Annotated in this window: 23 protein-coding genes and 2 pseudogenes; 11 read left to right on the top strand and 14 right to left on the bottom strand. The window is 58.2% G+C overall.

Going from position 1 to position 23801, the window contains the following annotated elements; genetic code table 11:
* A partial coding sequence (locus tag GF108_RS20970; protein WP_153670314.1) for a GlsB/YeaQ/YmgE family stress response membrane protein occupies positions 1-155 on the top strand: 155 nt, incomplete at its 5' end.
* 94 nt (positions 156-249) lie between these two features.
* Here GF108_RS20970 and GF108_RS20965 read toward each other — a convergent pair.
* Genes GF108_RS20965 through GF108_RS20955 form a run of 3 tightly spaced genes read right to left on the bottom strand, consistent with a single transcriptional unit; the run spans position 250 to position 2166 of the window.
* Entirely contained in the window at positions 250-1221 is a 972-nt protein-coding gene (locus GF108_RS20965; RefSeq protein WP_153670246.1) for a DUF3618 domain-containing protein, read from the bottom strand.
* Positions 1218-1637 carry a phage holin family protein gene (locus tag GF108_RS20960; protein ID WP_153670245.1) on the bottom strand — a complete coding sequence of 140 codons (420 nt, stop codon included), beginning with the start codon at positions 1635-1637 and terminating at the stop codon, positions 1218-1220. Before GF108_RS20960 ends, GF108_RS20965 begins: the two co-directional genes overlap by 4 nt.
* Complete coding sequence (locus GF108_RS20955; protein ID WP_153670244.1) at positions 1630-2166, bottom strand: nutrient deprivation-induced protein; 537 nt, start codon at positions 2164-2166, stop codon at positions 1630-1632. Before GF108_RS20955 ends, GF108_RS20960 begins: the two co-directional genes overlap by 8 nt.
* A 243-nt stretch (positions 2167-2409) precedes the next feature.
* Here GF108_RS20955 and GF108_RS20950 point away from each other — a divergent pair, with 243 nt between their 5' ends.
* Both GF108_RS20950 and GF108_RS20945 read left to right on the top strand, forming a co-directional pair.
* A complete protein-coding gene (locus GF108_RS20950; RefSeq protein WP_153670243.1) occupies positions 2410-2901 on the top strand; it encodes a ferritin-like domain-containing protein in 492 nt (163 codons plus the stop codon).
* 85 nt (positions 2902-2986) lie between these two features.
* Positions 2987-3301 (top strand): annotated as a pseudogene (locus tag GF108_RS20945) (Na/Pi cotransporter family protein); the annotation flags it as partial.
* Positions 3302-3326: 25 nt separating this feature from the next.
* On the opposite strand, the gene GF108_RS20940 reads toward GF108_RS20945, so the two are convergent.
* The 8 genes from GF108_RS20940 to GF108_RS22230 all read right to left on the bottom strand — a co-directional run bounded on the left by GF108_RS20940 (position 3327) and on the right by GF108_RS22230 (position 9551).
* Positions 3327-4610 carry an FAD-binding oxidoreductase gene (locus GF108_RS20940; protein WP_153670242.1) on the bottom strand — a complete coding sequence of 428 codons (1284 nt, stop codon included), beginning with the start codon at positions 4608-4610 and terminating at the stop codon, positions 3327-3329.
* 65 nt (positions 4611-4675) lie between these two features.
* Entirely contained in the window at positions 4676-5404 is a 729-nt protein-coding gene (locus tag GF108_RS20935; protein WP_153670241.1) for an amino acid ABC transporter ATP-binding protein, read from the bottom strand.
* 28 nt (positions 5405-5432) lie between these two features.
* Positions 5433-6107 (bottom strand): amino acid ABC transporter permease, encoded by a 675-nt coding sequence (locus GF108_RS20930; RefSeq protein WP_153670240.1) that lies wholly within the window; start codon positions 6105-6107, stop codon positions 5433-5435.
* Positions 6104-6781, bottom strand: a complete 678-nt coding sequence (locus GF108_RS20925; RefSeq protein ID WP_153670239.1) for an amino acid ABC transporter permease — start codon at positions 6779-6781, stop codon at positions 6104-6106. The genes GF108_RS20930 and GF108_RS20925 overlap by 4 nt, the downstream gene beginning before the upstream one ends.
* Positions 6782-6878: 97 nt before the next feature.
* On the bottom strand, positions 6879-7670 hold the full coding sequence (locus tag GF108_RS20920) for an ABC transporter substrate-binding protein (RefSeq protein ID WP_153670238.1): 792 nt from the start codon (positions 7668-7670) through the stop codon (positions 6879-6881).
* Between the two features lie 170 nt (positions 7671-7840).
* A complete protein-coding gene (locus GF108_RS20915) occupies positions 7841-8356 on the bottom strand; it encodes an Lrp/AsnC family transcriptional regulator (RefSeq protein ID WP_091944618.1) in 516 nt (171 codons plus the stop codon).
* A gap of 184 nt (positions 8357-8540) precedes the next feature.
* The gene (locus GF108_RS20910) at positions 8541-8792 is read right to left on the bottom strand and encodes a type II toxin-antitoxin system prevent-host-death family antitoxin (protein ID WP_153670237.1); all 252 of its coding nucleotides are present in this window, start codon (positions 8790-8792) and stop codon (positions 8541-8543) included.
* A gap of 333 nt (positions 8793-9125) precedes the next feature.
* Positions 9126-9551 (bottom strand): hypothetical protein, encoded by a 426-nt coding sequence (locus GF108_RS22230; RefSeq protein ID WP_172982694.1) that lies wholly within the window; start codon positions 9549-9551, stop codon positions 9126-9128.
* Between GF108_RS22230 and GF108_RS22225 the strand changes: the two genes are divergently transcribed.
* The 3 genes from GF108_RS22225 to GF108_RS20895 all read left to right on the top strand — a co-directional run bounded on the left by GF108_RS22225 (position 9519) and on the right by GF108_RS20895 (position 12125).
* Positions 9519-10205 (top strand): LuxR C-terminal-related transcriptional regulator, encoded by a 687-nt coding sequence (locus tag GF108_RS22225; RefSeq protein ID WP_172982693.1) that lies wholly within the window; start codon positions 9519-9521, stop codon positions 10203-10205. The genes GF108_RS22230 and GF108_RS22225 overlap by 33 nt on opposite strands.
* 123 nt (positions 10206-10328) lie before the next feature.
* Positions 10329-10910, top strand: coding sequence for a hypothetical protein (locus tag GF108_RS22220; protein WP_172982692.1), 582 nt, complete (start codon positions 10329-10331; stop codon positions 10908-10910).
* A 210-nt stretch (positions 10911-11120) separates the two neighbouring features.
* Positions 11121-12125 carry an ABC transporter substrate-binding protein gene (locus GF108_RS20895; protein ID WP_172982691.1) on the top strand — a complete coding sequence of 335 codons (1005 nt, stop codon included), beginning with the start codon at positions 11121-11123 and terminating at the stop codon, positions 12123-12125.
* A gap of 6 nt (positions 12126-12131) precedes the next feature.
* On the opposite strand, the gene GF108_RS20890 is transcribed toward GF108_RS20895, so the two are convergent.
* Complete coding sequence (locus GF108_RS20890) at positions 12132-13898, bottom strand: adenylate/guanylate cyclase domain-containing protein (protein ID WP_370462247.1); 1767 nt, start codon at positions 13896-13898, stop codon at positions 12132-12134.
* A gap of 373 nt (positions 13899-14271) precedes the next feature.
* Positions 14272-15732, bottom strand: coding sequence for a glucose-6-phosphate dehydrogenase (gene zwf / locus GF108_RS20885; protein WP_370462262.1), 1461 nt, complete (start codon positions 15730-15732; stop codon positions 14272-14274).
* 447 nt (positions 15733-16179) lie between these two features.
* On the opposite strand from zwf, the gene GF108_RS20880 reads away from it, so the two are divergent.
* From GF108_RS20880 to GF108_RS20860, 5 genes are all read left to right on the top strand, one after another.
* Positions 16180-17034 carry a hypothetical protein gene (locus tag GF108_RS20880; RefSeq protein ID WP_153670233.1) on the top strand — a complete coding sequence of 285 codons (855 nt, stop codon included), beginning with the start codon at positions 16180-16182 and terminating at the stop codon, positions 17032-17034.
* Between the two features lie 163 nt (positions 17035-17197).
* A complete protein-coding gene (locus GF108_RS20875; RefSeq protein ID WP_153670232.1) occupies positions 17198-17347 on the top strand; it encodes a hypothetical protein in 150 nt (49 codons plus the stop codon).
* Between the two features lie 375 nt (positions 17348-17722).
* Positions 17723-21229: a choice-of-anchor D domain-containing protein gene (locus GF108_RS20870; protein WP_153670231.1), complete on the top strand. Its 3507-nt coding sequence runs from the start codon at positions 17723-17725 to the stop codon at positions 21227-21229.
* A gap of 19 nt (positions 21230-21248) precedes the next feature.
* Positions 21249-21392, top strand: a complete 144-nt coding sequence (locus GF108_RS20865) for a hypothetical protein (protein WP_153670230.1) — start codon at positions 21249-21251, stop codon at positions 21390-21392.
* A gap of 260 nt (positions 21393-21652) precedes the next feature.
* Positions 21653-22123, top strand: a complete 471-nt coding sequence (locus GF108_RS20860; RefSeq protein WP_091951610.1) for a VOC family protein — start codon at positions 21653-21655, stop codon at positions 22121-22123.
* Positions 22124-22216: 93 nt separating this feature from the next.
* Here the strand turns inward: GF108_RS20860 and GF108_RS20855 are convergent.
* Positions 22217-23543 (bottom strand): annotated as a pseudogene (locus GF108_RS20855) (epoxide hydrolase family protein).
* Between the last annotated feature and the right edge of the window lie 258 nt (positions 23544-23801).

Genomic DNA, 23801 nt, shown 5'->3' with positions numbered 1-23801 from the left:
ACGTTGTCCTCGGCATTGTCGGGGCCGTAATCGCCAACGCAATCCTTTCGGTGTTTGGGGTGGTGCTGGGCGGTTGGTTGGGATACTTGGTCGCTGGCTTCATCGGCGCGTGTATTTTGATTGCGGTTGCCAGGATGTTTCGAAGGAACACATAAATAAATATCCGGAGGTTTTATAACCCTCCGGATACTCCATAACTTCCCTCGAGAAGGATCATTGTTAGTAAATCCGACGCTCGCGCACCGGAGCTTAATCTTCATCACTCTTCAACCGTTCCGACGCGACGTCGTAGACCGCGTCGGCCACTCCGATCGCTTGGTCATAGGCGTCCGTTGCTACTTCCTTACCTTTATCCAATAACTCGTCTGCCTTTTCCGAAACGCTTTCCTTGACGCGCTCGGCAGCATCGCCGACTACTTTGTCCTCCACCTCCGTATGGGGGAGTGCCGCGCCGATAGCTGCGCCTACTGCAAAGGCAAGCGCACCTCCGACGAGCGGTTGGTCCCGGAAATGGGAAACGATCGTTTCGTTAAGAACACTGGTCTGATTGCGCACCGAAGCACCTGCCGCCTGGGTTTTCTCTCCCAGCGTTCGCGCATGTTCGCTCGTCTTGCCAGATATTCCGGCCGCTGTATCGCTTACCTGATCCCATGTGTCCGAAAGCCAGTCTGCGGCGCTGTCCCACAAGGCCCCGGTCTGATCCTTGATGGCGGAAATGCGGCCGCCGGCAGAGTCCGCGAAGCCACGGTAGGTTTTGCCGGTCTCGTCGACGAAATCGCCGGCACGTTTTCCTGCGGCGTCCTTCAATGCCTTGAACCGCTGGCCCGCATCATCGACAAAGTGCGAATATTGCGCTCCTTCATCCTCTTCCGTCCCCTCAACTTGCCAGATGTCACCGGTGATGGTCGCAAGCGGATACGGCTGCGCGTCCTCTCGAAATTCTCTCTTCGTCGGCGCGCTACTACCAGCCCCAGCCATAAGCCAGGCTAAACTAACGCCCATCATCGCCACGGGTATCGGATTCGTTTTCATGGCAGTGCCAAGGTTGGCTACGTAGTCGCCGCCACCACTGTTTTTGAAGTACCCCATGACCTCGTCGATCAATTGGCCGGGAGACATCCGGTCTTGAATAGCATCGATGCGCCCTTCGATACGCTTTCGGTCCTGATCAATGTCCCGTTGTATCTCGGCTGCAGTCTGTGCGTTTAAATCCAAAGTCATGATGTCTTCTCCTTAATCACATCAGCGTCGCGGCTGATTGATGCTGCGGTGCGCTCGAGTTTCCAGTTGTTTGCTTTTAGTGCGGAGACGCCTTTTGAGATGGTCGCCCAAGCTGCAATCGCTACGAGAATGCCGACGATAAGGGCCGCAGCCGCATTTGATCCGGGTTGGCTATAACCCTGCGCAACCAAGACGGTGGTTAACCCGGCAACAACGGCACCGAGCAGCACTCCCATGGCTCCGATTGCCAGCACCAAGCCGATGGCCAGGGCTTCGATGCCGCCGAGCGCTCGCGAAACGCTCTCCGACGCTTCGGCCTTGGCAAGAGTAATTTCTTTGCGCACCAGCCCTGAAACATCGGTCAAAAGTCCGCCGATTAACTCCGGCAACGGTCTGTTTTGATTAACTTCAGACATCAGCTTTCTCCTGACCGGACTTGTTGGAACCGCCCGTTTCACGAGCTCCCTTGGGGGCGGATGCCGTCAAAAACCGACTGGCCACGAGGCCTGCAAGCGCGGCAGCCCCGAGGAAAGCAAGGGGTTGCCGGCGGCCAAAGTCCTCAGCCATCGCGGCAACGTCTCTCAGCTTTTTATCTTCGACGTCCCTGGCAAAAGACTGGATGGAAGTGCCCAAGTCTTCGGCATACTTTGCAATTTCAGTGTCATCCGCATTTTGCATTTCTGCCCCCACTTTCTGCAGGGCAGCACCAAGAGAAGCTGCATAGCGGGCAGCGACGTTTTTGTGATCGGCCGCCACTTGTTCGGCCTTTTCGGCGACACCCTGAATATGTTCCTTGGCCTTGTCTTTGACCGTACCAAGGTCATCTGCAGCCTTGCGTTTGAGGTCTTCGAAGCTTGTCTCGTTTTCGACGACGCCGGTCAGTGGGATGCTCGGTCGTTCTTCAGAGTGAGCGGAATCGTACTGGTCTGTTGGGTTCTCTTGCATCGATAAATCTCCCGGAAAATGGGGTGAAGCTATGAAGCTCGAACAGCAAGCCCACCTTTTTGTTCCGGACAGAGCCTCTTTAACATTTGAGGGTAACCACCCTGAGCAGTTGGTTCGCGACGAGAGCCACCATCGCCTGCGTGTCAGATATTGTTCGACTGCTAGTTGGAACAAACGTCTCTCGGCGCCCTTTGATCAATAACCGCTGCACCCCCGCCGCGGATTTGCAGGAAGGACATCACTATGGCTAAGACACTCGAAATTCTGTTTCACGAGACTCTCAAGGACATCTATTACGCCGAAAATCAAATCCTAAAGGCTTTGCCCAAAATGGCAGAGGCCGCTAACTCCGAGGATCTGAAAGCCGCATTTGAAAAACATCACGCCGAGACACAGGGCCAAATCGATCGACTTGAGCAAGTGTTCGAAATTATCGGAGAAGAACCGACCGGCAAGAAGTGTGACGCGATCGAGGGTATCCTGGCTGAGGGCGAGGAGATCATGAACGAGTTTGAAGGCGAGCCCGCGCTTGATGCTGGTCTCGCTTCTGCAGCCCAGGCGGTAGAACACTACGAAATCGCCCGCTATGGCACTCTGGCAAAGTGGGCGGAGCAACTTGACATGACGGATGTTCAAGCACTGCTCGAAGCGACACTTGAGGAAGAAGAGGCTACGGATGAAGCGCTGTCGGCACTTGCGGAAGGCAGGCTCAACGAGTTTGCCGTCGCAGCCTAACTTCATAAAGAAGCGCGCCCCAGCAGGGCGCGCTTTTCTCCGCTTAACTATGACGAGGTCCTCCGGGCGCGCATAATCTACGGCCGACCAGGCGCGCGTCGATGAACTCTCGGCGCTCGGACAAGGTCGACCGCGAGCACGCCGCCATCAAGCTCTACCTAGCCGCGGCAACTTTCGGATTATGAGGTGGGCCGGGCGCGCGAACTTTTCGGCGCCTTCGTCAAGCTCGAACAGGTCGGCGACATCATCGTGCGCAACATGCTGGCGCGCGTGCAAAAGAAGATGGCCCGGAAGCTGCAGTTTACCGATGAGGGCGGCGCGAACTCAGCGATTTCCATGCAAGGTTCTGACCAATGCGAGAATGGCGTTCAACGTCCTCGTGAAGTGTCATAACCGTACAAGGTGGCGCGCTGAGCACAGGGGGGTCATGCTGACGATCGCTCCCGCCACCAATCCTGTGCTTGGAGTTTCCAGTAGGTAATTTGTGCTGCGGACAAGCCGCCCAGGCCTCCGGCCCACACGAGGCCGAACGGTTTAAACAACTGATAGCGATCCGACTGGCCCAGAATGGCCTCAGCGACAACTTTGCCGGCAATCGCGGTGGTGTTCAGTCCATGACCTCCAAATGCCGTGCAGAACCACACGTCCGGGTATAATTGGCCGATTTGGGGCATGAAGTGTCGCGCATATGACATTAGCCCAGACCAGGAAGTCTCAATCTTCAAATCAGCAAGCTGTGGGTAAGTGCTGACCATTTCCCGTCGTAGTTCAAGGGCGAGCGCTCGAGGCGACGCGGCTCTAGTTGTGATGCGCCCGCCCCAGAGCAGACGCTTGCCGCCATCGACGATGCGGTAGTAATCGCCGGCTCGCCGATTGTCGCCAATTGCGTCGGTCGTGGCGACAGCCTGGCGGATGAGGTCTGGAGCTTCTTCGGTCAGCATGACATAGGTGGCAATAGGCAGAAAGCTGCGTTTTATTTTCGGGAACAATCCTGTTGTGTACCCTCCGCTTGCGACGATGACACGTCGCGTTCTTACCTCGCCTCGATTTGTCCGCACGATCTTCTCGGATCGACTTAAATCGCAGGATAAGGCCGGGCTGCCTTCAAATATTCTTCCGCCAAGCCGCTGGATTTCGCGCGCCAAAGAACGAAGGTAATTCAGCGGATGCATGTGAAACGCGTGTGGATCACGCAGTGCTTGGAAATAGCGTTTCGAGTGAAGCACCTCCTGTACCTGGTCCCGATTCATATACTTGACTGAATAATCAAATTCGCGCTGGAGATAGCCGGCATGCGCGAGAAGAGATTTGCTGTTTTCATAGCGCACCACTCTCATTATTCCGTGCGTGGGGGCTGCGCTGGCGATCTCAAGTTCATCAATTATATCGCGCACGAACTTCATGCCTTCGATAGACAGGGCGTGGAGTTTGCGGGCGTGGTCAGGGCCCACGGCACGCTCGATCGCATCGCCGCCATTGGCATAACCCGGACTTACAAAACCGCCATTGCGTCCTGAAGCACCCCAGCCGATGCGTTCGGCTTCTAGCAGAACCACTGTCTGCCCGGCCTTCAGCAACTGCAAAGCCGTCGTTACACCGGCGAGGCCGGCTCCGATAACGCAGGTCTCGCATTCCGCGACGCCAGACAATGCCGGATAGGTGTAGTTGTCATCGATCGTTCGCCGGTAGAAAGTATCGATATAACTCATTGCTCTGGCTTCCAGGTCACAAAGTAACACACGGCTTTGAGTCTCCCTGTTAGAGGGGTCGACAATCAGTGACGTAGAATCTTACTCAGGAAGGTGCGACTTCGATCCGTCTTTGGATCTGAGAAAAACTCCTCCGGTGTACCGGTTTCTATGATAGCGCCCTCATCCATGAATACGACCCGATGCGCAACTTTACGGGCAAAACCCATCTCATGGGTCACCACCATCATCGTCATGCCCTCTTCGGCGACACCCACCATCACGTCCAGTACCTCACTGATCATCTCTGGATCGAGAGCCGATGTAGGCTCATCGAAGAGCATGATTTTTGGGCGCATACAAAGGCAGCGCGCGATAGCGACACGTTGCTGCTGGCCGCCGGAAAGCTCGGACGGATAGGCGTTAAACTTATCGCCGAGCCCGACTTTCGCCAGCATCTCGCGGCCCGAAGCCTCGGCCTCACCGCGAGCGATTTTTCGCACATGGATCGGAGCGAGCGTTACGTTTTCGAGCGCCGTCTTATGTGGATAAAGATTGAAAGCCTGGAAAACGAAGCCAATTTCGGTACGCAGTTCGATCATGTTGGTGGCGCGGTCGCCGATACGCTGTCCATCGACGATAAGGTCGCCGTCCTTGATCGTCTCGAGTCCATTAATGCAGCGGATGAGCGTGCTCTTGCCTGAACCGCTTGGGCCGCACACGACCACGACTTCGCGCTGCTCAACACTAAGCGTGATATTCTTGAGAACATGAAGCGCGCCGAACCATTTGTTCACGCCGTGAAACTCGATCATAACTTGCTGCTTTCGTTGATAGGACACGTCACAATTGTACCTCGCCATGGGCGGCGCCCATGCGTCTCTCCAGACGGCGGGCGAGCACGATGAGCGGATAGCACACGACAAAATAACCGATGCCGACAATTGCGAACACGAGCAATCCATTGGGTACCCGTTGAACCACAAGCCAGCCGACCCGGGTAAGGTCCGTCAGGCCGATAGCGGAAACAACAGACGAATCCTTGATGAGAAGCACATATTGGCCAACAAGCGGCGGTAGGGAAACACGCATCGCTTGCGGCAGGACTACCTGACGCATCCGCTGCCACTGCGACAGGCCCGACGCGAGCGCAGCCTCAACTTGTCCGGTTGGCACCGAACGGATACCTGCGGCAACGATCTCGCAAATGAAGCAAGCCGCGAGGTTAGTCAGGGCCATAATGCCGGCAGTGAAGGCATCGAGCTCAACACCAAGTTCCGGCAGGATGAAAAAGATCAGGAAGATTTGCACGAGGAATGGGGTTCCCCGGATCAGGTCGACCCACAATCCGATCGCAGAATCCAACAAGCGGCTGCCGCTCGTGCGCAGGACACCGAGCGCAAAGCCAAGGATGGTACCGAGCAGCAGACTTATTCCAGAAAGGGCAATCGTCATGCCGAGCCCCCGCAACGCCAAGGGATAGCTGCCCATCAGGCTCTGGAGCTGGAACCAGATCATATGCGACTCCCGGCCGGGCGCGCGCCTAGCCAGCGCGCCGAGAATGCTGCCACTGACTTCAATCCGTAATAAAGGATGAGATAGCACGCAGCTGTCGTGATGAAGCCTTCTGCGGGCATGAACCTGTCGGACGCCAGCAACTGGCCTGCCCTCGTCAGTTCGGCTACAGAAATCAAGGACAGCAACGCCGAGTCTTTCACTAAAACGATGGCTTGTCCGAGCAGCGGCGGAATGGTTACCCGGATGGCCTGTGGCAGGATCACCAAGCGCATGCGCTGGGAATAGGTCATCCCGGACGCAATGCCTGCCTCCACCTGTCCACGCGAAATCGACAGGATGCCGGCGCGGATGATCTCGGCAATGTAGGCACCGCTGTTTAAAGCCAATGCGAGAATGCCGACGAAAAGCTCCGGCAACACGAAACCAAGCCGTGGCAGGCCGAAATAAAGAAAATAAAGCTGTGCCAGCAGTGGGGTCGCACGGATCGCGTCGATATAGATTTTTGCCGGAAGTTGCAAAAGCTGCGAACGCTGCAAGTTCATCGCACAAAGGATGATGCCAATAGCGAGGGCGCCGCCGAACGAAACGATCGACAGCCACAGCGTTGCAGCAAATCCCTGCCCGAACAGGGGCAGATATTCGACGATGGTGCGGAAGCTGAAGTTTTCTAGCATGCCGGGAAGATTCCTCAGGCGGCGGGACAGGCGCTAAAAAGCGGCCAGACGGCGCGCGTGAGGCGAACCCGCTCCACGCAACGCCGTCCGCGACCTGCTATTGATGGTCTTTCTTCCAATCTTCCGAATTTACCCAGTAATCCAGGTTCTTCTGCAGACGGCCATCGAGTGCTACCTGGTCGAGGAAGAGATTCATCCAAACGAGAAGGTCCTGCTCGTCATAGCGTGTGGCGAAAGCCAGCGGCTCTTTCGACAGGACTTCCGGCATGATGGTTATGCTTCCCGCCGGATAGGCGGCCTGTTGACCCTTTACAGCCGAGACATCGTTTACGCCGCAATCGGCCTGGCCATTAACGACAGCATCGAGCAGGAGCGGGCCACCACCTTTATAACTCTTGATTTCGGCATCAGGGAAAGTCTCCTTTGCCACTTTTTCGCCGGTCGCTCCGAGAAGCACGGCGATTTTCGTGCCCTTGGCTTTACATGCATCCATGGTGCCGAACTTGCTGTCAGTTTTGGCAAAGACAGCGCTTCCCGTGTACATGAAAGGCTTGGTGAAGGCCACCTTCATCGCCCGCGCCAGTGTAGGGGTCATGTCTGCAACAAGCAGATCGGCCTTGCCGGAAAGCAACGCTGGGATCAGACCGTCCCAATCATAATCTTGGAACGTGATTTTTACCCCCATTTCCTTCGCCATCATTTCGGCAAGCTCGACAGAGCTGCCCGTGCGTTTCCCCGCTTGGTCGACCATGGAAAAAGGAGGGCCCTGGGTCTGAACTGCGACCCGGAGTTCTCCGCGCTTGGTTATGTCGTCGAGAGATCCGGCGTTCGCGAGGCTTGCAGTGGTCAGCAGTGCCAGGCCTGCGACAAATAGTTTGGCGATCTTCATTAATATTCCTCCCTTTGATTGTTAAATGTTTCCGCCCTATTGGGCACTTGCTTCCGACGTCCGCAGTCTCCCAGAAACGTCGCAGACTTAGCTTCCGCGTCTAAGTGTTCGGATTTCCTTCGCCAAGACTTCGCTCCTCGAGGTACCTCCTTTGAAATAAATGAAAGCGATCAAGTCGCCACTGCGCGCACAGGCACTTCGGGACCACTTGACCAACACCCCTTGGGCAGACTGACCCATTTGTTACAGGCTGCCATGACAACGAATGTTTCTGTACGCGTGATCTCGCCCGGTTCGCCGACTCCCGGGATCAGTTCACTCGTGACGCGATAGAGGTCAGCGACATCCCCAGCCACGACAACATCAACGATTATGTCGAAACGGCCGGTTACAACGCATGCTGAGTTGACGAACGGGAGCTCTGCAATACGAAGCGCAATCTCGCGTGCACGGCCATGTCCTTTGGCATTGATACCGACGATCGCAGAAATTAATTCGGGTCGCTCAGACAGATTCAGCAGTCCAACAATTTTGATAAGGTTTTGGCCCAGAAGGTTGCGAAGGCGCGAGCGCACGGTTGGCACTGAGATCGCCATGCCCTCGGCAAGACGATTCACGCCGACCTGCGCATCTTGCGACAGCAATTGCACGAGTTTGCGATCCGTATGGTCAAGGTGTTCTCTCAATATAATTCTTTCATAAAAGGAAAAAAGCTTGACGGTATCTTTCCCATTATTAGCGAACTTATACCAATTTTTTTCTTATGCAATGATTTGACTGGCTCATAGCGTAGCAATCCTCGCAGCCTTTTCGGCCTGCCAGCGCTACAGATAGGCATACTCGACAATGGTGCCGGAGTGATAGCGCGGCTCAGTCATGATCGTTTGCAAGCTGGGTGTCGAGCCGGTCGAGGATCATGGTGCGCAGTTGGGGCGGCGTTTCGTCGATGCCGTGGACGCGACGCGGATCGTTGGTCTTCATCAACTTTTCAAAGGTCTCAACAGAGAGGACAACGACGCTTTCGCGTCCGTGCTTGGTCAGGACGACTGGCTCTTTTTGCGCCTGATCGTGGAACCGGCCAAAGTGGCGGATGAATTCGGCGGTGGTGACTTTGATCGTCATGGTGCGGGCTTTCCTGAATAACTCTTATTATACATATAATTCAGTGTTAGTCAGTAAAGGGTGGCTTGCCCCGCCCTCGGCACCGCCCATCTCATTCGATACGACTAACAATTTTCACTTGTGGGCTGAGCGCCACCCGGCCCTTGGCCGGCCCAAGGTGTACTTTCCTGTCTGGCCCGCGGCTTGACAAACTTTCTCGGGTAATCACGAACGGGATGCGGCCACGTGCACCTTGTGCTATTTGTCTATCAATACGGGGCCGGAACACGGATTGTTCACATGTCCGAGATTGAGGGGTTCTCGACACTGGTCGGCGAAGTTTATGATGCTGCGCTAAACCCTGACCTGTGGCCAAGAGTGTTTGATCTCGCCTGCGGGTTCATCGGCGGGAGCTCGGCCAATCTTATTTCGCACAGTGCGGTTGGCAAAAATCCTGATTTTTACTTCGCTGCCAATCAAGATCCTCAGTATATTCAACTCTATTCTGAAAAATACTTTAAGATTAATCCGATCTTTCCAACCGTGATATTTTTCGATGTCGAAGAGACACATTGGGTTCCTGATGTCCTCCCACGCCACGAGTTCTGCCGGACGCGGTTTTTTCAGGAATTCCTGCTGCCCCAGGGCTACATGGATGGTCTGTTCACAAACCTCGAAAAAACGCCAACCGGTTGCGCACTTTTCACCGTTTTCCGCCGCATGAGCGATGGTATGGTCGACGACCGGATGCGCCAACGGTTCAACCTCATCGTCCCGCATGTCCGGCGGGCCCTTCTGATCGGAAGAGTGATCGATCTCAAGAAGGTCGAGGCCGCGGCCCTTGCTGACAGCCTCGATACGCTTGCGTCCGCGATGTTCCTAGTCGACGGCACCGGCCGTGTCGTTCACGCCAATGTCAGCGGCCACATCATGGTGGCCGAAGCGAGTGTCGTGCGAGCGCGCAACGGCCGACTTGGGGCGATCGACCAGGCGGCTGACCGGGCGTTGCTGGATAGCTTCAACGCTTCGGACGGCGGCGATGCGACGTTGGGCCGGAGGGGTATCGCAGTGCCGCTGCGGGCGCACAATGGTGAGCGGTTTGTCGCCAACGTGCTAACCCTGACCTCCGGTGCGCGGCGTCGGGCGGGTATCTCCTACGAGGCCGTGGCAACTGTCTTCATTCACAAAGCTGCACTGGATTTGCCATCGCCGCCAGAGGCGGTCGCGCAGGAGTTTCGCCTGACGCCGGCGGAATTGCGGGTTCTCTTTGCTATCATCGAGGTCGGCGGCGTTGCGGACGTGGCAGCGGTGCTTGGACTTTCTGAGGCGACCGTCAAGACGCACCTGCAACGCCTGTTCCACAAGACTGGCAGCGCCCGGCAGTCCGATCTGGTGAAACTGGTTGCCGGCTATTCAAACGCCCTCGTCGGCTGATCCCCTCGGATCATACGGATCTGGCCCGCATCAACCGAACGGTTGACGCGGACAAGATGTGTAGCTGCTAGAACAAGATCATAGCGAACAGTCCGAGACATAAAGGAGGTTCCCATGAGCGCTTTGGCTCGCAGCGTCGGCTTAATTTTCTTTGCCCTGACAACGGTTGCCCATGGCGCAAGCCAGACAACGCAAGTCGGCGGCTCCGGGGGTAGCCCCTTCAAGATCTTGTGTCCCCCAAATCATGTCCTGATCGGATTCAATATGAGCACGGGCAGTGCACTCGACGCAATTGCACCGGCCTGCAAAAGGCTTAAGGCAGACGGTGCGACACTGATGCCGATCAGCAATCCCGGCGCAACCGGCGGCAATGGTGGTCACTCGAACCGCGTGAACTGTATAGGCGCCAACACCTTCGTTGCGCGTTTGAATGTCTTCGTCGACCGTTTCGAGATCGTCAATCACATTGAAATTCAATGTCGCACATTGGCGAACAGTGCACCATCCGGCATATTCCGACCGCAAGAAGGCATCGGTGGGCAAGCCGTGCGCAGTTTCACTGTAGAATGCCAAACAGGCCATATACCGAACGGAATCATTGGCCGGAGTGGCGCGCTTATCGACCGGCTTGGTCTGCACTGCGACGCCTCAAGTGTGATCGCTCCGCGACAACTCCAGGCTATCCGCCGGTATTGGCCCTATTGACCTCGCCATTTGGAGACCGCTGCGACACCGATACGCGGGCGCATAGCGAAAATCATTGCCGTTGTGGGTACCGCCGCCCCCGTTGCCGTTCGGCGGCTTGCTGATAGGATGCGAGGAGCTCGGAGGGGTGTCTAAATTAACGAAAGTGCGCGCAGCGGCGCCGAGATGCCCCGCCACGAGGCAGCACCATTCAGGTCTGGAGGCAAATCCATGAAACAGGGTGCGGGGATCGGGCGTCGGGCGGTGGTCGGCGTGGTGGCCGGAGCACTTCTTGTGCTCCCATTCAACGGTGCGCCGCCGGCCCGCGCCGCCAATCTGCCGGTGATTGCGTTCTTCAGGAGTTCGCCTGCCGGACCCTTCGCTTCCCTTGTAGAGGCCTTCCGCAAGGGGGTGGCCGAAGAAGGGCTGGTTGAGGGCGAGACCGTCGTGATCGAATATCGCTGGGCCGACAACAAGCCGGAACTGCTGCCGCAGATCGCAGCGGAACTGGTGTCTGCCAAAGTCTCCGTGATCGTGGGCAACAGCGTCGCTGTGGAAGCGGCGCGAGCCGCTACTTCCGACATCCCCATTGTTTTCGTGTCGGCCGACGATCCGGTCAAGGCGGGCCTCGTCGATAATCTGGCCCGGCCGAACGCCAATTTGACAGGTGTCACGTTCTTCGGCGGCGGCGAGCTTGCGGGTAAGCGAACCGAAATCCTGATGGAGCTGGCGCCCGCCGCGGTCGATGTCGCCTTGCTGATCGACACGAAATATCCCGGGTTCGAAGCAAATCGCGCCAAGGCCGAGTCTGCAATCACCTCGATTGGACGGCGGCTGATTGTTGCAGAAGTCAGTGGCGTCGAGGAGCTTGAAGCTGCCTTCGACCGGATTTCCGCAGCAGGAGCCGACGCGGTTGTGATCGGCGGCAGTCCCTTCCTGACGAGCCAGCGCGCCACGATCGTCAAACTAGCGGCCAAGCACAAGCTCCCCGCCATCTATGACCAGAAGGACTACGTGATCGACGGCGGTCTAATCAGTTACGCCTCGAGCTTCTCGGAGGCCTATCGTCAGGCGGGCGTCTATGCCGCGCGAATGGTCAAGGGCGCGGCTGCTTCTGAATTGCCGGTCATCCAGCCGACCGTGTTTGAACTTGCGGTCAACCTTTCCACAGCCAAAGCCCTCGGAATAGAAGTGCCGCGCTCCATTTTACTGATGGCGGACGAGGTGATTGAGTAAGCTCATCTATTCGCACACCCGTCCCTCTTTCATCTTGATGGCGAATACGCGGGTGTCTGCTTCGAACCCTTTCAACAGGCGCTCTCCAAGGTCATCCAGTGGAATAGCAGGTCCGATCTGCCGTGCAGTGGCAGCGTCGATGAGGATCTGCCCATCTTTCGCCGCGGAGCAAAGGCGCGACGCCAGATTGACCACGGGTCCGATAGCCGTGTATTCGAGCCGCCCCTCATAGCCGATCCGACCTACCGTCGCGGCACCCGCTGCCATCCCCATCCCGAACCCAATACCATAGCCGACGGAAGTCCAGCGGAAGACGAGTTCCTGAACCGCCTCCTGTATATCCACCGCCATACGCGCTGCACGCCCTACCGGATCGTCACGCGGCACGGGGGCATTCAACAGCAGCATAAAACCATCACCAGAAAAGCCGGTTTGCGTCGCTTCGTGCTTCTGCACCAGCTGACCGAGCACGGTGAAGAACTCTTCCAGTACCGCCATGATTTCGCCCGGCTCCGCTTTCGCCGAGAAGGCTGTAAAATTGCGCAGGTCCCCGAACACCACCACGACATCGGCCTGCTTGCTTTCCAGCAGTTTCTCGGAGCCCTCGATCTCAATCAGCTCCGCCACTTGCGGCGCAAGAAACTGCCTCAGCCGGGCGATGCGCTCCGAACGCTCTTTCGAAAGCGCGATTTCGTCGGCCATTATGTTAAATCGTTGCGCCAGTTCCTCGAGTTCATCGCCGCTGTCGATGCGAACGCGATGATCGAACTGTCCCGCACCGATTTTGCTGGCGCCCTGTTCCAGCAAGCGGATGGGACCGGTGATTCTGCCTGCGAGCACGTAAGCGAGTGCAGCCGATACCCCGATACCTGCGATGAGGAGGACGCCGGTCCGCCACAACGCGGCATAGATCGGAGCGAACGCCTCCGATAGGGGTTGCTCGACATACACGGTCCAATTTGGTCCGGGAACGATGGCGCTGCCGGCGATCACCCACGCCCCGCTATCCCCGCGCCGGACAATCACCGGGTCCGATCGGACCGGCACCTGCGTTATATCATCGGCCACAGCCTGCCGTTCGGGAACTGCCATAAGGTCTCCCGGGTCCTCGCCACGAAGCACCCGGACAATTTCGGGGTGCGCGATCAGCCGCCCTATGCGGTCGCGGACATGGGCGTGTCCCTTCTGGCCGACCCTGATGTTGGCGATCACGCTCCAGATCAGCTTCAGGTTGACTTCCGCGATCGCCACCCCGGTGCTACTCTTCTCGCCCGCAATCGCGATAGCCATATAGGGCTCCGATCCTCGCGAGAAATGGACCGACCCAAACCGGCTCCCGTTTTCCATCAATTCCTGAAAGCTGGCTTCGTTCGACAGATCACGCCCGCTGTCCATGATGTCCGGCACGACGCGGGAGACGCGCAGGAGTTCCTTGCCTTGGCGGTCGGCCTGCGCGAACTCGGTGATGGCGGGCGCTTGGCGCAGCAGGCGAAGGGCGTCGAACCGCCGTTCCTCAGGGCTCACAGAGGCGACAGGCAACTGGACGGTCCATCCCATCTGGTCAATGATTGAGTTCAGGAAACTGCTGATGCGTTCCGACGATGCGCGCGCCTCCGACAAGAGCCTGGAATCAATGGAGGCGCGCTGGTCGCGATATCCAAGCCATGCCTCGATCGTTCCGCCGATGATGATCGGCAGCAGAACTGCAGCAAAAATCGTCGTAAAGTATTTCCTGAATAAGCTACGCCTCAATGGTCCGGCAGCTGTTGTCACTGCTGATCGCCTATGCCTGTTGGCTGTCTGAAACGCGGTGTTCCAACGCGGATTGAATATGCGAGGCTTTCAGCCGTTGCAGGGCGAGAGCAATTGTGGCCCTGTCCGTTCGACGGAGAGCATCACAGCCGCCTCCGCCCACGGCCGCTGCGTATCTCTGCACTTTTAAGTTGATCCAGAATTGCGCGACGGTCAATGCGCACGATTCACCAGGCAGACGGGTTGTAGCCTCACCTCGCTACGCGATGGCTGCGGCAGGTTCGGCTAGGTGCTATATTTGTTGCCGGGTCCCAACATCACTCGCTTAAGGTCGGCCGTGGGCGCAAAGCCGTCGTGGAATGCATTCGCCTGGCAAGGCTGACAAGTCCGCCGACTACTCCTTCGCCGGATCTCGCCAGGCCCGCTCGAACGGCAGGCGCCAGGCATGGGGTGCGATGAGCTGGTGGATCGATTTCGGGCCCCAGCCGCCCTGATCATAGAGGCGCACCGGTGGCGGGTTTTCCAAGAGCGGTTGCGAGATTTCCCAGAGCCGCTCTATACCCTCGGCGGTGGTAAACAGCGTGTGATCGCCACGCATGGCGTCGAGGATCAGGCGCTCGTAGGCCTCGAGCACTTCGCCGATAAGACCGGTTTCGCTCATTGCGAACTGCAACGACAGCTTGTCGAGCCTGAACCCTGGGCCGGGTCGCTTGCCATAGAAGGACAACGAGACCTTTGAGGCATCCGCAAGGTCGAACGTAAGGTGGTCCGGTCCTTGCGCCCCAACACCCGAGCCGGCCGGAAACATCGACTTGGGAGGCTCTCGGAAGGCGATCGAGATGATGCGCTGGCCCTCCGCAAGACGCTTTCCCGTGCGCAGGAAGAAGGGCACGCCCGCCCAGCGCCAATTGTCGATGGCACATTTGAGGGCGATGAACGTATCGGTGTCACTCTCCGGATCAACTCCCGGCTCCTTGCGGTAGCCGATGTATTGGCCGCGCACAACATCGCGTGGCTCGATCGGCAACATGGAGCGGAACACTTTGTTCTTTTCTTCCGAGATCGGCGCCGGCTCCAAGGCCGTGGGCGGCTCCATCGCCATGAAGGCCAGGATTTGAAAGAGGTGGGTCACCACCATGTCGCGATAGGCGCCCGTCGTCTCGTAGAAGGCCGCGCGGGTGGAAAGCCCCAGCGTCTCCGGAACGTCGATCTGGACATGGTTTATGAAGTTGCGGTTCCAGATTGGCTCGAAAAGTCCGTTGGCGAAGCGGAAAGCGAGGATGTTCTGCGCCGGTTCCTTGCCGAGGAAGTGGTCGATACGGAAAATCTGCTTTTCGTCGAAAACCTCGTGCAGTCTCTTGTTCAGTTCCATCGCACTGACAAGGTCCGTGCCGAACGGCTTTTCCATAATGATGCGGCAACCCTCAACGAGTTTCGCCTCAGCAAGGAGTTGCACGGCCGAAAGCGCCGCCCTCGGCGGCACGGAGAGATAATGCACGCGCCGCGTTTCCGGCCCAAGCGCCTCCTCGGCCCTGTTCACCGCTTCCTTTAATAAGCCCGCGCCAGCGGAAAGCGGGACATAGTCAAGCGATGCGGAGAAATCTTCCCATTCGGGCTCGGTGAATTTGCGGGTCAGGAACGTGCTGAGCGACTCGCGTGCGATGGCGCGAAAACCGTCGGCATCGATCTCGTCGAGGGAGACACCGACGATGCGGCACCCGGGTATAAAGCCAGCCCTAACAAGATGGAACAGGCCCGGAAGAAGCTTGCGCCGGCAGAGATCGCCCGTTGCCCCGAAGAGGACGACGACCTGCGGATAGCCGGGTCCGACCCGAGTCAAATTCTTTTGCACAATGCCCGCTCCACTTTCTGCTGTTGCCCAGCCTTTGGCAGGCTGCCCCTGATGCTTGCCGCCCCGCAGCATACCTCGCCCGATTGAAGGCTGAATAGAGACATGAATAACCCTGTCGATCAAGGATTTACGGGTTTCTCCATCCCTCAGGCGTTCGCATCAACCGAACGGTTGACGCGGGCAAGATGTGTCGCTGCTAAAACAAAACCATGGTGAACGGCGGGAGACAGTAAGGAGGTTCGCCCATGAGCGCTTTGGCTCGCATCGTCGGCTTGCCCATCTTTGCCCTAACAAGGTTGCCGCTGGCGCAGGCCAGACAACTCAAGTCGGCGGCTCCAGAGGCAGCCTCTTCAGGGTTTTTTGGGCCCCAAATCAATTCCTGATCGGATTCTGCATGAGAACAGGCATGCGCAAATCGTTTGCGTTTGTAACAGTGGGAGGGTGAACAAAATGAGTGGCACAGTCTGTGTAATATCCGAAAGTGGCGAGGTCTTGCGGTATGACGGCAATGGAACTTCCTGGCACCATATCGGTGGCTCCGCCGTCGAACCCGCAGTCCAGATTATCAGCGGCGACTGGGGGCTGGTAGCCAGGAAAGGCTTCACCGGAAATACCTACCACTTCTACAACGGCGGCAACGAATGGGAAGACATGGGCGGCCCTCGCGGTATGGCTTCTATCGGACACGAGACAGCTTTTGCATTTCCCAGAGATGATGTCCCGGACCTGCCGCTCGGCGTCTATCAATTCGATGGCTACGATCAGAACAATGGTTCGCCGCTCTGGAGTAAAATCGGCCCCGCTGAACAGGGCTGTCTCGCCGGAAAATGGGGCGTGGTCGGCTACCGCGGCGGCGGCTTCGGCCCCGACACCAAATTTTATCATTACACGGGTACGCCGAACGTGTGGGACCACATCGGCTACGGCACTGGAGGCTTAGCCATGGTGGTTGGCCAAGACACGGTGTACAGGGTAGGCTCCGATTGGGCCCTTGAACAATACGATGGCACTGGAACATCCTGGACCAAGATCAGCGAGCCCCTGGTCAACCACGGAGTAACCATGGCCTATGGGCTCTTTGGACTGGTGTATTCAGACCACAACACGAACAGCATGTACCTCTATCTTGGCGAGCCGAACGCCTGGCAGCGTATTGGTCCTCATCGGCCTTGGTTCGCTGTCACTGATGACACAGTCTATGCGATCCCTCTTGATAGGAGTGGGGTGTACCGTTACGACGGCGACACCTGGACCAGAATTCTCAGGGGCCGTGTCAAGGATAACTATATCGTCGCTACGGACTAGATCGCTATGCGTGGCTTCTGACCCATACTTCCTGACCGGTAGTCCTCGGTGGCTGGAGTGCTCACGGAAAGACGCTATTTCGAACTATAGATTGCTACAACCCGAAAGGGGGCTTATTGTGTATCGAATGGTGCAGCCGAACTCTACAATGTAGAGGTGTGCAATGGATTTCATTGAACGTTGGTTTGGCGTCTCTCCCGATGGCGGGGATGGATCGACCGAGGCGCTCTATATCGCTGTAGTTCTTCTCGTCATTGCGTTGATTCTCGGTCGCCGGCTGATCGCGAAAGCGCTCGGGCGATGGCGCTCCTGAAAGCTGCTTCGCGATACTACCGGCAAAGGCCAGTTCTTCATCGCTCGTAACTTGAATTACTCAAGGAAAAGAGGAACCTCCAATGGCAAAGGCACGCCGTGATCGTCCCCCTCGATCACGACCCGATTACCACAATGGTAAAGGCGATGGGCACGAACCTTTCGATGATCCAGAGGAGCACCTCGAGATCGAGAGCAGAAGGTTCCGAGATGGTCTGCCTCCAACGCCGGAACTCTATGCGCGCGCTCGTGCGCAGTGGAATCGTCTGCCCGGCTCCCTGATGAGGTCGCCGATGGACCCTGTCGCCAGCGATTCCGGCACCGATGAGCAACAAACTTCGCAGCCTGAGCACAGGGACAGGGATCGGGGCGAACAATGAGCCTGAACGGCACCGTCTGGGCACCCATTGGCCCCAGTCCAATCGACCAGGGTGCGATCTTGGCGAATGGGCAGGTCACCGCCATCGCCGTCAACCCGAACAATCCCGACATCATTTTCATCGGTACTGCGTGGGGCGGAGTTTGGCGCACGCGCGATGGGGGCACGACCTGGACGCCGATCTTCGACCGGGCACCCTCGCTCGGCGTCGGCGAACCCGGCGCCATAGCGATTGACCCGACCAATAGCGACATTCTCTATGTAGGAACCAGCAATCGGAACGGCTCGCAGTTCTCGAGCGATGCAACGCAACCATCCGCCGGCTTGTTCAAGTCGACCGATGGTGGTGCGAGTTGGATCCGCCTCGGCTCCCCCTACCCTTTAAGCACTCCAAGTAACGCAAGCATTTTCTTTAATCAGGTCATCAACGTCGTCATCGTCGATCCCGCCAACAGCCAGATAATATACCTCGCGTCCAATCGCGGCCTCTTCGTTTCGACAGATGGCGGGTTCAACTGGACCCAGGGGACAGCCCCTTTCGGAGACGCACGCTCGTTGGTGCTGGACCCGACCTCGCCCCCCGCCGGACGCATCTTGTTCGCAGGTATCACCAGCGTTGGGGTGGTGCAGTCCACCAACGGTGGGCAGACATGGGTCACGATCGTCAACGCCACCACCCCGGTCGTGTCCACCAGCCTCACCGCCGGCGGATTTAGCGGATTTAGCAAGGTCGTCGTCGCATTGGCACCGCCGACTTCGCCGCCGAACGCCGCGGGCATCCAGGTGCTCTACGCGACGATGGTCGGGACAGGCGTCGCGTTTACCGCCCCGGATTGCATCGGACTGTTTCAGAGCACGGACCAGGGCGGCACCTGGACAACACGCGCGACGGCGGCGGTCCTTGGTGCGGCTGTCGGTACGAGCTACCGCGGTTACGCCTGTCATATGGCCGTCGATCCCGCTTCCCCCGGTGACGGGGCGGGCGACACCATCTATCTTGGCACGCTGGGTCAGGCGCGGTCCACCGACGCAGGTTCGACCTTCGCGGGCTTGAACGGGCTTCACGCCGACACCCACGCATGGGGTTTCGCGCCGCAGGCAGGGCCCTTATCTGTCGTTTATTGCGGCAATGACGGAGGCATCTTCAGGTGCACGGCCGGCGTCAACTTCACGTCGCTCAACGGAGGCGGTTTCCAAGCGACCCTGTTCTACAATATCGACGTAAAGCCGGACGCAACGGCGAGCGTGACACTCGGCGCTCTTCAGGACAATGGTATCGTCACGACGGCTGGCGCGGCCGCCCCGACCTGGAAGATGGGCGCTGGCGGCGACGGCTTCGACGTCGCGCATGACGGGCAACTGGCGACGCAGGTTTACGGAAGGAGCAACTCGACGATCCTTCGATCGACGGATGACGGGGACTCCTACGCAGGGATCTCGCCGCCATGGCCACCCGCTGAAGTCGGGGTCTTTCTCGCCGCCGTCGCGACCGACCCGAACACGAGCGGCTGCGTATATGCGAGCAGCAATCAAAATCTCTGGCAAAGTACCGACGGCGGCGCGACCTGGCCCAATACCGCACCCATTCCCGGAACCGCCAGCGAGGTGGACGTCGCACCGACCAACAGCAACAATGTGGTCGTCACCGTTGGAGGCCGGGTTCTCGTTTCCACCGATGCGCTGGTGCCGGGAGGTTTCACCCTCAACGACATCACGCGCAATCTTCCCGGTCGATTTGTCGGAGGCGTTGCCTTCGATCCCAACGACCCCGCGACGATCTACGCTGTGCTCGGCGGGTTCAGCGGCACGCCCGGCGGCCACGTCTTTCGGACCTCGCTCACAGCGGCGACCTGGACCGATATTTCTCCGCCGCTCGATCTCCCGTTCAACGCCATTGCGCTCGATGGCACCGAGACACCCACTGCACTCTACACCGGGACCGATTTCGGGGTCCTTCGTTCCGTCGATGGAGGAGCGAACTGGAGTGTGCTCGACGATATTCACTTCCCAGGCGCGCCCGTGTTCGAACTGGTCCATCACCAGGGCGAGTTGCGAGCCGCGACCTTCGGCCGGGGCGTCTTTTCATTCGTGAGGCCGAATGGTCCGTCGATCGCAATCAACCTGGAGAACGACCTCGAGTTCGGTACGGTCTGCAAGGGTCCGCAATTCCTGACGCTTGAGATTTTTAACGTCGGTGTGTCGGATCTTGTCGTTACGAGCGTCCAGCGCCTGATGGGGTCGACGGGCTTCTCGGTGCTCGCCACGCCCGGCACGCCACTGGTCATCGCAGCCGGCGAGCATGTCGACTTCACCGTGAAGTATGTCCCGACAGGCCTTGTCGCTGAAGCTGCGACCATCCGCATCCTTAGCAACGACCCGACGGCTCCGGCGGTCGACCTGTCGGTAACCGGCGTGCCAGGCAAACCGCGCCTGAGCACCGCGATCGCCGACGCCGGCGATTTCGGCAATGCATGTCTGCGAAGCTTCGTCGACAAGTGCCTGACCCTGAACAATAGCGGGACGTGTCCGCTGAGTGTGACGGGCATCGCGTCGTCATCACCCGAATTCGAACTACCGAGCGTTTTGTCCTACCCGCTGGTTCTCGGCGCTGGCGACTCCATCGCATTGCCGGTACGGTTGCGCCCGGCAAGCTTCGGCGCGAAGGCGGCGACGCTTAGCATCTTCAGCGATGACCCAGCGGGAGTGCATTTGGTCGTCGTCTCGGGTAACGCACCAGCACCCGAACTCGACTTGGTGATCCCCGATACCGGCAATTTTGGCAAAGTATGTGTCGATGCCTTCAAGGACCTGCCGCTTACTTTGATCAACAGCGGAGCGTGTACGCTCACGGTAACGGCCATTGTATCGTCCGCGGGCGAGTTCCTGGTCCCGGGTGTCGCGACTTATCCGATCAGGATTGCGCCGGCTACCGCGGTGGCCATGCCGATCCGGCTGGCACCATCGAGCTTCGGCGCAAAGTCGGCCACTATCACCGTCAACAGCGACGACCCCTCAGGGCCGAAGATGGTTTCGGTCTCGGGCAAGACACCTGCGGGGCGGCTCGTCGTCACGGGATCCACGTGCATAGGCGGCGTCAAGGAATGCTGTCTGGGTGAGCGCACCATCGCCATCTGCAACATTGGGGAATGCAACCTTCACGTCACCGGCGTTGGCTTCAAGCGCAAGAGCAGACACTGGAAGCTCATCAACAACCCGTTCCCGGCGACACTGCATCCGGGTTCGTGCTTAAACGTGCTGATCAGGTACAAGGCGACGGAGAAGTGCCCAAGGGCGTGCGAGCTCATCATCACCAGCGACGATCCGCTGACGCCGGTCAAGACACTCGATGTGATGGCCTACACCATCCCGAACAACTGCGGTTGCAGCAAGTGTTGTGACGATTGTCGCCAAGGCGGCTGCAACAAGGCGCACGACGCCTGCTGCAATGCACAGGCGATCGACGGCTGCTGCGATGACGAGGGTGAGGAATGCGACGACGAATAGCAGGCATCGACGATGAGACGTGACGGCCGTACCGCTGGGCCTCATGAAGACCTGCAAGAAGCTCGGCATCTTCTTCTATCACTATCTCGGCGACCGGCTTGGCATTGTCGATCGTCATCAGGGCATCCCGCCCCGAGCAAGCCTTGTTAGCGCAAACGTCTGAGCACTACGGATTCAGATCAGAACCCAGGACAATGCTCGCCAAATAGTGGGTGCCCATCAAATCTGCCCCGTACAGCAAGATATCGTATGCGAACCGGTTGAAGGATGAAGTGTGGCTCGCGAGCGATAGCCAGGTCCTAAGGTATCCTGTCTACGTCGGGTCATATCGTACTTTCGTTCGATTTTTTGCGTGGGCCCTGTCGGTATGGAAGCTCCAGCTTCGTCCTGCGGACAGAGGTCCATTCAACAGGAGGATGCACGATGAAGGTTACGCAACATCTTTGGTTCGAGAAAGACATGGAGGCGGCAATCCGCTTCTACACCTCGCTGATTGGCGGCTCTTCCGTCGAATGGGTCTCGACCATTCCGGCAGATACGCCAAGCGGACCGGCGGGGAGCGTTAAACTCGCAGGCTTTACCCTCGGCGATCAACGCTACATGGCTATCGAAGCCGGACCGCTCGATCCGTTCAATCACAGTTTTTCGATCATCGTCGAGTGCGAGACCCAAGGTGAGATCGACCGCCTGTGGGAGGCGTTGCAAGAGGGAGGCTCGACCGAGCAATGCGGATGGTTGCGCGATCGCTGGGGTTTGTCCTGGCAAATTACCCCCAAGCGTCTCGGTGAATTGATGAGCGACCCCGACCCGGCGAAGGCCAAGCGTGTCACCGAGGCCATGCTCAAGATGAAGAAATTCGACATTGCCGGACTGGAAGCTGCAGCAAAGGGCTGACCCTCCAGAAAGCCGAGGCATCTAAGGAATTCTTCCAAGACTTCGCGGCACAATGGGGCGGCCGCACATTGCCGCCGCCCCGTTGATTGCTGCTTAGCGCAGCGACTGGAGCCCCGTTCTAAGTTCGGTAGTGAACAGCGCCGGCTGTTCCCAGGCAGCGAAGTGGCCACCCTTGTCGAGCTTGTTGTAGTGGATCAGCTTGGGATAGGCCTTCTCCACCCAACTCCGGGGCGCCGTATAGATCTCGTCGGGGAAAGCGCTTACTGCCACCGGGATCGTGACGTTCTTCGGCGCGAAGAATGGAAGCTTGTTTTCAATAGAGACGAGCCGAAGACACGCCCGTATTCGTCAGCCAGTAGAGCGTAATGTTGTCGAGAATGTCGTCTCGCGTAAGGCCCTCGGTTTTACCGTCGAAGATGCGCGTGATGAGTTCATAACTGCGGATGTCGTGATCGAGTATCCAGGCGGCGAGACCGACGGGCGAATCCTCAATCGCATAAAGGGTCTGGGGTCGGTTCCCCATCTCCTGCGCGTAAGCCAGCCCATGCTTGTAGAAGAAGGCAAGCTGGTCATAGGCATTCTTCTCTTCAGGCGACAGTCCCTCGGGAGGCGCCGCTCCTGCGAAAGCCGCCTTATCGATCTCAGGCGGAACTGCGCCGGCCATATTGGTATGAATGCCGATCAGTTCCGGCGGCGCCTGCACGCCCATCTGATCGACAATTAGCGCGCCCCAATCACCGCCCTGCGCGACAAATTTCGTGTAGCCGAGGCGCTTCATCAACGCGGTCCAGGCGGCTGCGATGCGGACGGCGTCCCAGCCTGTAGTGGTCGGCTTACCGGAAAAGCCGTAGCCGGGCATTGACGGTATGACGACGTGAAAGGCGTCCTTTTCCGTGCCGCCGTGTGCTGTCGGGTTTGTGAGCGGGTCAATGATCTTCAGTTGTTCGATGATCGAGCCGGGCCACCCATGTGTGACGATGAGCGGCAATGCGTTCTCATGTTTCGAGCGGGCGTGGATAAAGTGAATCTCCAGCCCGTCAATCTCGGTTGTAAACTGCGGCAAGGCGTTGAGCCGGGCCTCGACTTTTCGCCAGTCGTAATCCGTTCCCCAATAGCCGGCGAGTGCCTTGATCGTCGCGAGCTGCACACCTTGTGTTGCATCCGTCACCACTTCTTGCGGCGGCAGTTTGGTAGCGGCGATGCGCCGACGCAGATCTTCGAGTTGGGCGTCCGGAATGTTCACCGTGAACGGGCGGATTTCTTCCGTCGCGGCCATAGCGTCCGGTCCGGCAAAAAGGCTCGCCGTGGTTGCAGCCGCAATCCCCAGTGCGGCAGTGCTCAAGAACTCGCGCCGGCTTTGTCGGATAGGTCTGACCGCCGGCACTGATGAATGCTCGTTGGGATATTCTGTGTCTGCCATTGTAGTGCTCCCGTTGGTCGGGCCCAAACAGAGAGACATGTCCTGCAGGTGATACGCTTAAGGTTACGCCGGTAGCATCTCATGTACTCTGTAGATGTGGCCCGTGCGAAAATCACCACGCCGCGATGCCAACAAGAGGAGTGAACGGCGTGCGTGCGGGACCGATGATCCTTTCCAAACATACCCGCGGACAAGTACGTTACGGTAACATCGCTTGCCTTCGCTTTTATCGACGCGCGGCTGGCAGTCGTTCCAACC

The sequence above is a fragment of the Phyllobacterium sp. SYP-B3895 genome, from assembly GCF_009647635.1.
In the GTDB taxonomy this organism is placed as follows: domain Bacteria; phylum Pseudomonadota; class Alphaproteobacteria; order Rhizobiales; family Rhizobiaceae; genus Phyllobacterium; species Phyllobacterium pellucidum.
This window is presented reverse-complemented; position numbering and strand designations above follow the sequence as displayed.